Annotated in this window: 12 protein-coding genes and 1 tRNA gene; 4 read left to right on the top strand and 9 right to left on the bottom strand. The window is 70.8% G+C overall.

What is annotated here, in order from left to right; translation table 11 throughout:
- Window positions 1-24: 24 nt before the first annotated feature.
- Window positions 25-99 (bottom strand) — tRNA-Val (locus CV755_RS16435).
- A gap of 132 nt (window positions 100-231) precedes the next feature.
- Between CV755_RS16435 and CV755_RS16440 the strand changes: the two genes are divergently transcribed.
- The 3 genes from CV755_RS16440 to CV755_RS16450 all read left to right on the top strand — a co-directional run bounded on the left by CV755_RS16440 (window position 232) and on the right by CV755_RS16450 (window position 2,775).
- Window positions 232-1,032, top strand: a complete 801-nt coding sequence (locus tag CV755_RS16440; protein WP_161968709.1) for a DUF4097 family beta strand repeat-containing protein — start codon at window positions 232-234, stop codon at window positions 1,030-1,032.
- An 81-nt stretch (window positions 1,033-1,113) separates the two neighbouring features.
- Window positions 1,114-2,475, top strand: coding sequence for a coiled-coil domain-containing protein (locus tag CV755_RS16445; protein WP_241561251.1), 1,362 nt, complete (start codon window positions 1,114-1,116; stop codon window positions 2,473-2,475).
- Between the two features lie 90 nt (window positions 2,476-2,565).
- A complete protein-coding gene (locus CV755_RS16450) occupies window positions 2,566-2,775 on the top strand; it encodes an FmdB family zinc ribbon protein (RefSeq protein ID WP_193553415.1) in 210 nt (69 codons plus the stop codon).
- 37 nt (window positions 2,776-2,812) lie between these two features.
- Here the strand turns inward: CV755_RS16450 and CV755_RS16455 are convergent, their stop codons facing one another.
- Genes CV755_RS16455 through CV755_RS16470 form a run of 4 tightly spaced genes read right to left on the bottom strand, consistent with a single transcriptional unit; the run spans window position 2,813 to window position 7,974 of the window.
- Window positions 2,813-3,478 (bottom strand): O-methyltransferase, encoded by a 666-nt coding sequence (locus CV755_RS16455; protein WP_109280989.1) that lies wholly within the window; start codon window positions 3,476-3,478, stop codon window positions 2,813-2,815.
- Between the two features lie 49 nt (window positions 3,479-3,527).
- On the bottom strand, window positions 3,528-4,331 hold the full coding sequence (locus CV755_RS16460) for an HAD family hydrolase (protein WP_109280990.1): 804 nt from the start codon (window positions 4,329-4,331) through the stop codon (window positions 3,528-3,530).
- Window positions 4,328-6,811 (bottom strand): phosphoribosyltransferase, encoded by a 2,484-nt coding sequence (locus CV755_RS16465; protein ID WP_109280991.1) that lies wholly within the window; start codon window positions 6,809-6,811, stop codon window positions 4,328-4,330. The genes CV755_RS16460 and CV755_RS16465 overlap by 4 nt, the downstream gene beginning before the upstream one ends.
- On the bottom strand, window positions 6,808-7,974 hold the full coding sequence (locus tag CV755_RS16470) for an HpcH/HpaI aldolase/citrate lyase family protein (RefSeq protein WP_109281907.1): 1,167 nt from the start codon (window positions 7,972-7,974) through the stop codon (window positions 6,808-6,810). Before CV755_RS16470 ends, CV755_RS16465 begins: the two co-directional genes overlap by 4 nt.
- A 207-nt stretch (window positions 7,975-8,181) precedes the next feature.
- On the opposite strand from CV755_RS16470, the gene CV755_RS16475 reads away from it, so the two are divergent.
- Window positions 8,182-9,153, top strand: a complete 972-nt coding sequence (locus tag CV755_RS16475; RefSeq protein WP_109280992.1) for a TerD family protein — start codon at window positions 8,182-8,184, stop codon at window positions 9,151-9,153.
- 166 nt (window positions 9,154-9,319) lie between these two features.
- On the opposite strand, the gene CV755_RS16480 is transcribed toward CV755_RS16475, so the two are convergent.
- The 4 genes from CV755_RS16480 to CV755_RS16495 form a co-directional block, all read right to left on the bottom strand.
- Window positions 9,320-10,060, bottom strand: coding sequence for a TerD family protein (locus CV755_RS16480; RefSeq protein ID WP_109281908.1), 741 nt, complete (start codon window positions 10,058-10,060; stop codon window positions 9,320-9,322).
- Window positions 10,061-10,164: 104 nt separating this feature from the next.
- Entirely contained in the window at window positions 10,165-11,301 is a 1,137-nt protein-coding gene (locus CV755_RS16485) for a DUF475 domain-containing protein (RefSeq protein ID WP_109280993.1), read from the bottom strand.
- A 55-nt stretch (window positions 11,302-11,356) separates the two neighbouring features.
- Window positions 11,357-11,932: a TerD family protein gene (locus CV755_RS16490; protein WP_109280994.1), complete on the bottom strand. Its 576-nt coding sequence runs from the start codon at window positions 11,930-11,932 to the stop codon at window positions 11,357-11,359.
- Window positions 11,933-12,125: 193 nt separating this feature from the next.
- Entirely contained in the window at window positions 12,126-12,701 is a 576-nt protein-coding gene (locus CV755_RS16495) for a TerD family protein (protein ID WP_109280995.1), read from the bottom strand.
- Between the last annotated feature and the right edge of the window lie 156 nt (window positions 12,702-12,857).

Below are 12,857 nucleotides of genomic sequence, written 5' to 3' on the forward strand. Positions count from 1 at the left end.
CAGATCGCTACGGGGTCTTTCGGCTGGTGGGCGCAGCTGGGATCGAACCAGCGACATCTGCTTTGTAAGAGCAGCGCTCTACCGCTGAGCTATGCACCCGGGGTGGAGAGGACAGCGTACATGGCCGCGCCCGCTTCCCCGCAATCCCGTCGGGTGGGGGGTTATCCCCACCCCCGATGCGGTAGCGAGTGGGATCGTGCCGGGCTTGATCGGGTTTCTAGGGTGAGGGATGTGTCCGATGCCCTGCCGCCGAAGATGGAGATGATCATGGCTCGCTTTGCCCGTGCCGCCCGACTGTCGCTGCTGGCCGGGGGTGTCGTCATCGCGGCGGTGGCCGTTGCCGGGTGTGGGTCGGCCGATCTGGACGATGCCAAGGCGGAGCACCGGGCGTTTGCCTTCAGTGGGCGGACGCTCACCGTGGACTCGGACAACTCGCAGCTGGAGCTGGTGCCGGGCAGTGGGAAGGATGTGCAGGTCACCCGGTGGTTCGCCGGGTGGTCGGTGGGTGGGGAGACCAAGGCGTCCTGGGAGCTGGAGCAGGGGACGCTCAAGCTGCGGGAGCACTGCGGCGGGATCAGCAGCGACTGCCGGAGCAAGCACCGGGTGGAGGTGCCGCGCGGGGTGGCGGTGGTGGTGAAGGACGGCAATGGGCAGGTCACGGTGCGGGACCTGACCGAGGACGTCCAGGTGAGCTCCGGCAATGGGCGGATCGTGGCCCAGGGCCTCAAGGGCGAGGTGCGGCTGCGGTCCGGCAATGGTGAGGTGACGGGCGAGGGCCTGGCCGGACGGAAGGTGCGGGCGGAGTCCGGCAATGGGCGGATCCGGCTGTCGCTGGACAAGCCCGCGGAGCAGGTGACGGCCGAGAGCGACAACGGGGAGGTCAAGATCACCGTGCCGGAGGCGAAGTACAAGGTGGACGCGGGCAGTCACAACGGACAGGTGCATATAGGCGTCAAGCGGGACGACGACAGCCGGTACGCCCTGTCGGCGCACAGCGGCAACGGCGCGGTGCGGCTGGAGACCGCCGGCTGACCGTCCCGCCGGCTCTTCCCGGGCGGATGGGAGAATGGGCCTTCGAGCCTGGGGAGAGCAACCGGAGAGGCAGGGCGGCGCGTGACGGCTACCACGGCGCGGTCGGCGGGGGCGGTACGGGCGGTAAGGGAGACTCTCGCCCTGGTGCTGCTGCCCTTGCCGCTGCTGGCGGTGGCCTCCTCGGCCGCCTTCGCCGGCGGCGGGACGCGCCGCTGGGGGCGGGGGCGCGGCGAGGGGCAGCGGGCCCAGGCCCAGGCGGCCAAGGACGCGGCGGCCGCGGCCTTCTATGAACTGGACACCGCCCAGCGGGAGCTGCGGATCACCATAGAGACCATCACGGCGGTGGACGGTTCGCCGGCGGCCCGCAAGGCGGCCGCGGACTTCGAGGCGTACGGGGCACGGATCGACCAGGTGTCCGGCGCCTATATCGATACCGTGGACGCCCACGATCTGGACCGGGAGGACCTGGACGGGGTCACCGCGGCGCGGGCGAGTGCCGAGCTGAGCCGGGCCCGGGACGAGCTGGCCGGGGTCAGGGCGGACCTGGAGCGGTTCGGGCGGAGTCTGGCGCCGCTGCTGGCCCGGGCCGAGGCTGAGCTGGCCCGGGTGGCGCCCGCGGTGGAGCGGGCCCGGCAAGGGCTGCTGGCGGCCACCAACGCCCTGGAGACGGTGCGTGGTTCGGGGCTGCGGGCCGATGAGCCGGCGGCCCGGCTGGCCGCGCTGGCCCCGGAGCTGACCAAGCTCAACCAGGGGGCCGGGCAGCACGGGGTACGGCAGACCCTCGCCCGCGCCGAGCGAGTGCTGCGGGAGGCCCAGGCGATCGCCGCCGAGGCGGAGCAACTGCCCGTACGGGTGGCCGAGATCGACAAGCGGCTGGTGTCCCTGGCCACCCGGGCCCAGGCGATCAGCACCCGGGCGGCGGGTGTCGCCCCCATCCTCAGTGAGCTGCGCCGCCGTTACAGCCTGGCCTGCTGGCAGGACCTCCAGCAGGTGCCGGAGGAGGCCGAGCGGGCGGTGCGGGAGGCGGAGGAGAAGCTGCGCGAGGCCCGTACCGCGCGGCAGGAACAGCGCTGGGCGGACGCCACCTCGCTGCTGGCCATGGTGCGGGCGCTGCTGGCGGACACCGATACGGCGGTGTCGGCGGCCGGTGACCGGCTGCGGCGGCTGGACGAGGTGTCCGCGGACCGGCAGCGGGAGATCGAGCGGACCCGGTTCGCCCTGCGGGACGCCCAGCGGCTGGCGATGACCGGCCGCAGCACCCCCGATCCCCGCCATGCCGCCCCGCTGGACCAGGCGGTGGCCCGGCTGGAGGCGGCGGTGGCGGCCCTGGAGGGACGGCATCCGGACTGGTGGCGCTTCCTGATGGAGATGGAGGGGGTGCGGGAGACGGCGGCCGAGGTGGTGGGGCGCATACGGGCGGAGCGTGGGGGCTCCGCCCGGTAGGGCCGGTTTTGCGGGGTGCGGGCCGTGTGTGGCCTGTCCGGGACCCGCGCCCCCGACGCGGCCCCCGGTTCGCTGGTTATGCTGCCTGGCATGCCCCGTTACGAATACCGCTGCAAGGCGTGTGGTGACACCTTTGAGCTCAACCGGCCGATGGCCGAGTCCTCGGCGCCCGCCGAGTGCCCCCAAGGGCACCCGGACACCGTGAAGTTGCTGTCCACGGTCGCGGTCACCGGCACCAGCGGCCCGGCCAAGCCCGCGCCCTCCGGCGGGGGTTGCTGCGGCGGCGGCTGCTGCGGCTGAGCCGTCGGCGTGCAGCCGCTGGGCTCGGCCGCCGGGTTCAGCCGCGCTTGCGCGCCAGGGTCAGCCCGTCCGCGACGGTGAGCAGCACGCTCTCCATCCGGTCGTCGGCCGTGGCGTGCTCATTGAACGCCCGGACCGCGGCGCCCATCGGGTGGCCGCCCGAGGGGTCCAGGACGGTGCCGCCGAACAGGACGTTGTCCACCACCAGCAGTCCGCCGGGCCGCAGTCTGGGCACCAGCTCCTCCCAGTAGTCGATATAGCCGTCCTTGTTGGCGTCCAGGAAGGCCAGGTCGATATGCGGCTCGGCGGGCATGGCGCGCAGCGAGTCCAGGGCGGGTGCGATCCGCAGCTCGATGCGGTCGGCCACCCCGGCCTTGGCCCATGCCTCATGGGCGGGGCCGGTCCACTCCTCGGAGACGTCCAAGGTGATCAACTTGCCGTCCGCGGGCAGCGCCTGGGCCATGGCCAGGGCGGACAGGCCGGTGAAGGTGCCCACCTCGACAAGGTGACGGGCACCGGTGAGCCGTACCAACAGGGCCAGCAGCGGCCCCTGTTCCACCGGAATCTGTTTGCCCGCGGCATCCGGGAAGCGGGCCCGGGTGGTGTCGATCAGCTCGCGCTGCACCGGGTCCGGCTCGGGGTTGTGGGCGAGTACATAGGCGTAGAGCTCGGGGTCGAGCCAGTGGCTCTTTCCTGCGGCCATTGAAACCTCCTCGGTTCCCAACCGGTCTGTGGCTCCTTGAGGTTACGTCTCAGCGAGCCGCCGCCAGCAGGCACCGGAGGATCTCCTCCCCCGCCAGGACACCGCGGGTGTCCAGTGCGGTGACCCGGGGCGCGGTCCAGCCGGTGGCCGCCAGTTCGCCATGGCCCGGGCGCCAGCCCTGGTCGGCGGCGAGCAGCAGTTCCGCGTCCAGCAGTGAATCACCGGCCGCCAGCAGCCGGGTGGCGCCGGTGCGGCGGGCCACCTCGGCGACGGCGGCGCTCTTGGTGAGCGGCCGGGGCACGGCATAGACCTTGCGGCCCTGGAGGGAGACGGTCCAGCCGCGTTCCCCGGCCCACTCGGCGAGTTCGGCCGGCCAGGCGGCGGGCAGCCGGTCCCGGTCCACGACCAGATAGGCGAAGAGGTCCTCGGCGGTGCGCTCCTTGAGCAGCCAGGCCGGGTCCGCATGGCGCAGCAGCCGGGCGCGTACCTCCGCCAGCGGGGCGCAGTTCTCGGCCAGCGCGCCCCGTACCCGGGCCCGCCAGGTGAGGTCGGGTTCGCCGTGCACCAGCAGTTCCCCGCCATTGGCGCAGACCGCGAACTCGGGCGCGGGGCCGGGCAGATGGAGGCGGGCGTACTGCTCGCGGGTGCGGGTGGTGGCCGGGACGAAGCAGGCGGTACGGGCCAGTTCGGCCAGCAGGGCGGCGGCCGTCTCGGTGAGGTAGGACAGCGGTCGCTGTTGGTAGGTCTCCACACACAGCAGGCGCGGCGCCCGGGTGTCGGGCATGGTCAGCCCCAGGGCGGCGGCCGAGTAGACCAGGGTGCGGTCCAGGTCGCCGGCGACGAGCACACTCACCGGGCTTGCACCGCCTGGCCGTTGGCGCCGGTGGCGCCCCGGGTGTAGCGGGGGTGGATCAGGCCGACGCAGTTGTACGGCAGTTCGTCCACCTCGGCGACGGGGACGCCGCGCTGTTCGGCGAGCAGCCGGATATGGGCGAGTTCGGCTCCGGCGCCGCGCCGGGCGAGGATCTTCCAGGGCACCCGGCGCAGCAGCACCCGGGTGGTCTCGCCCACGCCGGGTTTGACCAGGTTGGTATCGCCGATGCCGTACTCCGCGCTGATCCGCTCCATGGCGGCCCAGCCGCTCCAGGTGGGGGTGCGGTCGGTGTCGGCGAGTTCCTTGGCGGCCAGGGTGGCCTCCTCATGGACGTCCGGGAAGCGGGCGCCCACGGTGTCCAGGAAGGAGCGGGAGACATCGGCGGCGGCCAGCTCCCGGTAGAACTTGGCGCCGTGGAAGTCCTCCGGCCCCACCAGGTCGGCGCGGAGCACGGTGCGCGATATCAGGCCGGAGACGGTGGAGTTGAGGCAGGCGGAGGGGATCAGGAAGTCGTCGCGGGTGCCGAAGGTGTCCACACAGTGGCCGGGGTCGGCGAGGACGGCCGGGCGGGGGTCGAAGGGGGTGCCGCGCAGGGCCTGGTCCAGTTCGCGGGTGATGGCGCCCTTGCCGGTCCAGCCGTCCACGAAGACCACATCGGCGGGGTCATGGTGGTCGGCGAGCCAGCGCAGGGCCGCGGTGTCGATGCCCCGGCCGCGGACGATGGAGAGGGCGTAGTGCGGCAGGTCCAGGCCATGGGCGTACCGGGCCCAGCGCCGCATCAGAATGCCGACGGGGGTGCCGGCCCGGGCGAGGGAGACCAGGACGGGCCGGGGGGAGCGCTCGGCCAGCACCAGATTGGTGACGGTGCCGACGGCCCGGGCGACGCGGGCGGCCGAGGCGTCCAGGGCCGTCCGGTAGAGCTCCTGGTAGCGCTCGCTGGGCTGGTACTCCTGGGGCAGCGACTCGGCGTAGTGGGCGCCGCCGCGCTGGATGGCCTCCTCCCGTTCCTCGGTGGGTGCCTCCAGGGTGACGGCCGAGAGGTCCTGGAGCAGCCAGCCGACGTCCTCGGGGGCATAGGAGGAGAAGGCGGGGCCGCGCAGGGGCTCGCGGCGCTCCCGGGCGCCGGGCCGATGGGAGGGGATCACTGCCAGCAGTGCCCTTTCGGTGTGGGCGGAGAGCTGGTGCAGAAGGCCGCCGGGGGCGTGCAGCCGGGGGGTGTCGGCGGTGTCGTCGATGACGCTGACGATCACGTCGAAGCGGCCGTCCGCGATGTTGTAGGCGTAGCGGTCGCCTTCGCCGGAGCCGTCATGGGCGGGGAAGGTGAGGCGGGAGCGGATGGCGTAGCCAGGGTGGTCCATGGCGACGACCGGTGAGCGGGTGGTGGTGGAGAACCGTATCTCCGTGTGCGGGAGCCGGTTTTGGAGCTCCTCCGCCAGGCGGAGGGGGGCGTACATCAGCTCTTCGGTGCCGAGGACGAGGATGCGGGCGGGTGGTCCGCCCTTGCCGGGCGCGATCCGGGCGGCCAGTCGCTCCGCCATGGCGGGCAGGGCGGCTTCCAGTCGCTCGCGGTGTGCGGGGGTGAAGCCATGGCGGCCGCCGTCGGGGAGGCCGGCGGGCCAGCCGAGGTCCACTCGGGGGATTTCCCCGGCCGCGGCCCTCACCGGAGCGGGGGGCTCCGCCTGGGCACCCCCGGAAGCCGCACCGTCCTCAAACGCCTTAGGGGCTGGACCAGTTGGCGGGTAACCCGGACCCTCCAGCTCCGCCACCAGCGCGCTGCCGCGCTCCAGCACATCAGGGGGGAGAGCGACCTCACCGGTGGCGAGGGCGACCACATCGATCCGTATGCCCAGCTCCGCGGCGAACGCGGCCAGTCCGGCGCGGTCCGCGGACGACCGTACGTCCACCAGCGACGCGACCACATAGCGCCGGCGCGGGGCCCTCGTATGCAGCGCGGCGATCGTATTGCGCACCGTACGGCCCGTGGACAGCTCGTCGTCCACCAGCACCAAGGGCCCCGGGGTGGTCAGCAACCCCGCGTCGGAGGGCAGCAGCAGATGCGAGGTCGCATGGCTGTGCTCCTCCTCGAAGCCACCGGCCGGCGTCATCCCCGGCACCGCCCGCCGGGTGGAGTGCAGACAGGACACCGGCCCCAGGCCGTCCGCCACACAGTGCCCGAGGCCGGTGGCGGTCTCGGCGTAACCGAGGACCACCGCCCCCTCGGCGCTGCCCAGCAAGTCCCTTACCCGGCGGCCGAGTTCCAGCCCGGCGCCCCGGACCACGCCCGGCCGCTGCGGCATATGCTTGCCCAGCACCGTGGAGACCAGCAGATGGGCCCGCCGGGGGTTGCGGCGCAGGGCCAGGCCCAGCAGCTCCGGCAGCCGGGCGTCCCCGGTCAGCCGGACACCGAGCCGGTCCGCCACCCACTGCCCCGGCCACACCATGTCCTCGCTCCTCCTCATGCCGGCTTCCCGACGCTCGCCGCCAGCAGTTCCACAAAGCCCACGTCCTCGCGGGCCACGCCGAAGACCTCGGCGCGCCGCAGGGTGCGTTCGGCCCAAGCGCGGTGCGGCTTGGCCTCGTTCATCTTGTTGGTGTAGGCGGAACGCAGCACTCCGCCGCCGTCCCGTACCGAGCGCAGGATGTCCCGTGCATCGCTGTATTCCTCATGGCTGACCACCGACAGCGCATGGACCGGTGCCACATGCGAGGGGTGGATACAGGTCTTGCCCTGGAGCCCATTGGCCCGGTCCAGCTCCAGCTCGCGGAGCAGGCCGTCCAGGTCATGGGCGATCAGGGCGGTGCGCAGCGCGTCGGCGGGCCCGGCGAAGGGGCTGCGGCGCAGCTGGGGTTTGAACATCCGCTCATGGGGGCGGAAATACTCCCAGACCGGACCGGTGATGGTCAGGCCGCTGTCATCCGCGCGGCCCAGCACATTGACCACATCGGCGATCACCGAGGCCACCAACTGGACGTCATAGGCGGTCATATCGGGCGCCCGGCGCAGTCCATAGGCCGCGCAGAAGTCGGTGACCCCAAGCCTGAGCGCCAGCACTCGCTCGCGGTATTTGGCGACGGCCCGGGCGATCCCGGCCAGGGTCTCGGCGCGGGTCTCCAGGTGGAGCAGTTCGGGCGACTCCAGGACGGGCATGGCCAATAGCCGCCGGCCATGGGCCACTTCGGCCTCGGTGAGCGCCTCCAGGAAGGGCAGCCCCCGGTCCTCGGTGAACTTTGGCAGGACGAATCCGGACAACAGCCGCAGTGCGGGGCCGAGCCGCCGGGCCAGACCGCCGATCTGCTCCGGCTCACGGACTCTGATAAAGAGCAGCGGCGGGGTGGCCCCGGCCGTGGACAGCTCGATGAGCTGGCGTATCAGGTTGCGCTCGGCCTCGGCGACCTCCTGGTCGGCGATGGAGTCCTCCAGGCACAGGACCATGGACACCACCCCGCGCGCCCGCTGCCGCAGGATGTCCCCGGCCAGACCGGGCCGGGTGGCGGGGCTGTAGAGCGTGGCACCCAGGGCGACGGCGAGGGTGGGCAGCTCGGATTGGGGGCCGAACTCCCCTGGTTCGCTATGGAAGAGATCCTTCCGCACCTCGGGTGCGAGATGGTCGAAATGCCGCACATTCTCCCCGTTCACTGTGCCGTTTGCCTGGTCCCGCAGACCCGTCCGGATGCCAAGGTGGCCGCTTATGGTACGTGCGGCGGACGGTCAAGAGTTCCCCAAGTCACGGAAAAAGCGGCCTCATAGTGGAGTTGTATCCGCTAAGGGGCAAGCGGACGGCCGGGCCCCGCGTTGTCCGGGGGCGGGCGGGGAGTGCAGGATTGCGGCATGACGCACGCCATGCAGAAGGGGTCCAATATCCCGCTTACGGCCCGGGCCGTACGGGCGGTACTGCGCTGGACCCCGGGCCCGGGCATTCCGGATGTGGACGCCTCCGCCCTGCTGCTGGCCGAGGACGGGCGGGTGCGCTCGGACGAGGACTTTGTGTTCTACAACCAGCCCCGGCACCCCTCGGGCCTGGTCCGTCATCTGCCCAAGGCGCGGCTGACCGAGGGGCTGACCGACTCGCTGGAGGTCGATCTGTCGGCCCTGGACGGCGGGGTACGGCGGGTGGTGCTGGCCGCCTCCGCGGACGGTGGTCCGTTCGGTCTGGTCAAGGACCTGTGCGTACTGCTCTATGACACCGCGCGGGCCGGGTCGGGGGACGAGCCGGTGGCACGCTTCGAGGTGCGTCCGGAGACCGGGAAGGAGACCGCCATGATCTGTGGCGAGCTCTACCGGCGGGGCGAGGGCTGGAAGTTCCGGGCACTGGGGCAGGGCTATGTGTCCGGACTGGAGGGGCTGGCCACGGAGTTCGGGATCTCGGTGGAGGATTCGGAGCAGGAGTCGGATTCCGGTTCCGGTCAGCCGGGCGGGACGGGCGCGGGCGCGGTGCCGGGGGCCGCAGGCGGAGTGCCGGGGGCCGCGGCCGGAGTACCGGCGGCTGCGGGCGCGGTGCCGGGAGCCGCAGGCGGAGTACCGGCGGCCGCGGCCGGAGTACCGGACTATCCGCCGCCGCCCTCCGTGCCGCCGGTGGTTCCGGCGTCGGTGCCGCCCGCGATACCGGCGGGTGCGCCCGCGCCACCGCAGGGCGCCGCAAGCGTGCCCGCGCCGCCGCAGAGCGCGCCCGCGGCCGGGTACGGGTACCCGCATCCCGCTTACGGGTACCCGCAGCCCGCGTATGGCTATCCGCAGCAGCGGACGGCGCCCGATCCGGCGTTCCGACTGCCGCCGCAGGGACCGCAGTTCCTGCCGGGGTGAGTTTCGGGTGCGGGTTGGATGTGGCTGGTCGCGCCCACGCGGCGGAGCCGCATAGTGAAGTCGCCCCGCGCCCCTCACGGGGCACCCCTGCCGGGGTGAGTTTCGGGTGCGGGGAGTTCTGGGCTGAGCGCGCAGTTCCCCGCGCCCCTGACGGGGCCCTACGGCGCTAGACCTTGCTCTTGTAACCCCTGCCCCATTGCAGGCCCCAGCCGTAGAGGCGGTCCAACTCGGCCTGGAAGCCGTAGACATACTTCATCTCACGGCGGACGACGATCTCCTTCTTGTTGTTCTCGATCATCACCACCGCGCAGGAGCGCGCCTCCGGGGCCCGTTCATGGAGCGGGATCTCTATCCGCGGGCCATTGCCGGGATAGAGGGTGACCGTCGCATGGGTACGCTCGAAGGCGGGGGTGCCGTCATAGATATAGACGAAGATCAGCAGTCGCTTGATCTCGTCCCGGTGGTCCATATTGATGTAGATGTCCTCACCGGCCCCGGACCCGAACCGGTCGTCCCCGCTGAGCTGAACATACGGCGGGGAGTTGATGCTGCCCAGTATGTTTCCCAGCGGCTGCACCACGCCCTTTGACCCATCCCAGAGCTCATACATACAGGCGAGGTCGAGGTCCACCGAGACCATGGCGGTGCCCTGGGCGGCCACCACCTCGGGGGTGAACTTGCGGAAGAGGCCGCTCATCCCGGCCGTCTTGGGGCGCTCACCGAAGTCCGAAGTGCGCATCCGCCAGGACAGATTGACCCGCAGGTTCCCGGTGACGGCACCCTGCTTGGTCAGCGAATACACCGAGTGACGCTTTGTCAGCTCTATGGCACCGCTCATATGCGGACTGTCGAACTGCCAGCCCGCGCCGCGCCCCCGGTTGCCGAACAGCCTCTCCCACGCGGTCATCTGCGGATCCCCACCCTCTTTGTCGTGGCCCAACTGCCGCGGGGCGGCCCGGGGATGGTGCCCCATGGCCGCCCCGATCAGAGGGTTCCGCAAATGTGCCGGGGTCACACCCCGGATGTCACTTCCTGCTTGGCCGCCGGGTCCGCCTCCACCGCGGCGAGCCTGTTGCGCCGTACCGAGGAGAGGAAGGCCAGCCCGATCAGCACCACACCCACCAGGCCGGTGATGACCTCATTGATCTCGTACTTGATGGTGGCGAGCAGGATGACGGCCAGCGCACCGATCGCATAGTGCGCCCCGTGCTCCAGATAGACATAGTCGTCCAGGGTGCCCTTGCGGACCAGGAAGACCGTCAGCGAGCGGATGTACATCGCGCCGATGCCCAGGCCCAGGGCCATCACAAAGATGTCATTGGTGATGGCGAAGGCCCCGATGACGCCGTCGAAGGAGAACGAGGCGTCTATGACCTCCAGATAGAGGAAGGTGAAGAAGGCGGCCTTGCCGGCCAGTCCGAGCGCCGCGCCGGTGCTCTTCCCCGGCCGCGGGGCGCCGTCCGCCTCGTCATCGTCCTCGTCACCCTCAAGCCGGTCCTCGAAGAAGCCGGAGACACCGCCGACGACCAGATAGGTGACCAGCCCCCCGATGCCCGCCAGCAGCACCGTGGACGCCTTGTCCACCGTGCCCGAACCGCCGTGCAGCGGAACGGCGGTGGCCACGGTGGTGGCCGCGATGATCAGCACCACCAGGGAGACGATCACCGAGAGGGCGTCCACCTTGCCCAGCTTGCCCAGCAGGCGCTCCACCGGGCCCAGCCACTGGATCTCCCGCTCCTCGAAGAGGAAGTCAAGGAAGATCATCAGCAGGAACATCCCGCCGAAGGCGGCAATGGCCGGGTGGGCACTGGTGACCAAGTGCTCATAGCGCTCATGGTCGTTGAGGGCGACCCGGACCGCCTCGATCGGTCCGAGTTTGGCGGTGATGGCCACAATGACCACCGGGAAGACCAGCCGCATGCCGAAGACGGCGATCAGGATGCCCACCGAAAGGAACATCCGCTGCCAGAAGGGGTTGAGCTTGCGCAGGATTCCGGCGTTGATCACCGCGTTGTCGAAGGAGAGGGATATCTCCAGGATCGACAGGATCGCGACGATCGCCAGCCCCTGCCACCCCCAGAGCAGGCCGGCGGCGGCAAGGCCGGCCGCCGTCACGGCGAACGACCAGCCAAAGGTTTTCAGGAGCACAGGTTGAACCAATCCTTCACTGTCCGAGGGTTTTTACCCTGAACAGTAACCGGCTTTAGGAAACGTTGACCCCGAAGTCCAGGGCGATACCCCGGAGTCCGGATGCGTACCCCTGGCCGACGGCGCGGAACTTCCACTCCCCGCCATAGCGGTAGACCTCGCCGAAGATCATGGCCGTCTCGGCGGAGGCGTCCTCGCTGAGGTCATAGCGGGCCAGCTCGCTGCCGTCGGCCTGGTTGACCACCCGGATATAGGCGTTGCGCACCTGGCCGAAGTTCTGCCCGCGGAGATCGGCCTCATGGATGGAGACCGGGAACACGATCTTGTCGCAGGCGGCGGGCACCTTGGTGAGGTCCACCAGGATGGTCTCGTCGTCACCCTCACCCTCACCGGTGAGGTTGTCACCGGTGTGCTCCACCGAACCCTCCGGGCTGCGGAGGTTGTTGTAGAAGACGAAGTACTGGTCGCCCAGCACCCGGCCCGAGGCACAGAGCAGCGCACTGGCGTCCAGGTCGAAGTCCGCACCGGTGGTGGTGCGGGCGTCCCAGCCGAGCGCGACCACAATGGCGGTCAGATTCGGCGCGGACTTGGAGAGGGAGACATTGCCTCCCTTGGCGAGCGTGACGCCCATGGTGTTGTTCCTCCCCGGGATTGGTGACGGTGCGGCGGCCGGCGGCCGCCATGCGCCCGGCGCCGCGCCTTTACGGAACACCGGAGGGCGAACGCCGGAAGGCGAACACCGGAGGGCGAAATCCCGGAAGGCACGGCGCCGGACCGGGACCGTCAGAACGCTCCTGACGATCCGTCAGGCAAATTGGGCGTCCTCAGACGTTGACCCCGAAGTCCTGGGCGATGCCGCGCAGACCGGAAGCGTAACCCTGGCCGATGGCCCGGAACTTCCACTCCCCGTTGTTGCGGTAGAGCTCGCCGAAGACCATGGCGGTCTCGGTGGAGGCGTCCTCGCTGAGGTCATAGCGGGCCAGCTCGGTGTTGTCGGCCTGGTTGACCACCCGGATATAGGCGTTGCGCACCTGGCCGAAGCTCTGCTGGCGGGCCTCGGCGTCATAGATGGAGACCGGGAACACGATCTTGTGCACCTCGGCCGGCACGGCCGCCAGGTTGACCTTGATGACCTCGTCATCGCCCTCGCCGTCACCGGTGAGGTTGTCACCGGTGTGCTCCACCGAACCATCGGGGCTCTTGAGGTTGTTGAAGAAGACGAAGTGCTGGTCGGAGACGACCTTGCCCTGTTCGCCGGTCAGCAGCGCGCTGGCGTCCAGGTCGAAGTCCGTGCCGGTGGTGGTGCGCGCGTCCCAGCCGAGACCGACTATGACGGCGGTCAGGTTAGGGGCGCTCTTGGTCAGCGAGACGTTGCCGCCCTTGCTGAGACTGACTCCCACGGATCCTCCACTGGTTCAAAGAGGGCGGACGGGAACCGCGCCCCCTGTTGTTGCGATGGCCTCCGATCAACGCGTGGAGACCGGGCGGGGGTTCCCGCCGCCGGGGAACGTCCTGCCGGCGAGGGAGCCGTCGGGGGGCTGGGCGCACTCGGCGGC

Origin of the sequence: Streptomyces orinoci (assembly GCF_003121295.1) — a bacterium.
GTDB classification, from domain to species: domain Bacteria; phylum Actinomycetota; class Actinomycetes; order Streptomycetales; family Streptomycetaceae; genus Streptomyces; species Streptomyces orinoci.

Excerpts from the sequence above, each read along its gene's own strand:
- CV755_RS16480 (WP_109281908.1), bottom strand. The coding sequence starts at position 10,060 with ATGACCGCGTGGGAGAGGCTGTTCGGCAACCGGGGGCGCGGCGCGGGC.
- CV755_RS16465 (WP_109280991.1), bottom strand. The coding sequence starts at position 6,811 with ATGAGGAGGAGCGAGGACATGGTGTGGCCGGGGCAGTGGGTGGCGGAC.
- CV755_RS16455 (WP_109280989.1), bottom strand. The coding sequence starts at position 3,478 with ATGGCCGCAGGAAAGAGCCACTGGCTCGACCCCGAGCTCTACGCCTAT.
- CV755_RS16475 (WP_109280992.1), top strand. The coding sequence starts at position 8,182 with ATGACGCACGCCATGCAGAAGGGGTCCAATATCCCGCTTACGGCCCGG.
- CV755_RS16450 (WP_193553415.1), top strand. The coding sequence starts at position 2,566 with ATGCCCCGTTACGAATACCGCTGCAAGGCGTGTGGTGACACCTTTGAG.
- CV755_RS16490 (WP_109280994.1), bottom strand. The coding sequence starts at position 11,932 with ATGGGCGTCACGCTCGCCAAGGGAGGCAATGTCTCCCTCTCCAAGTCC.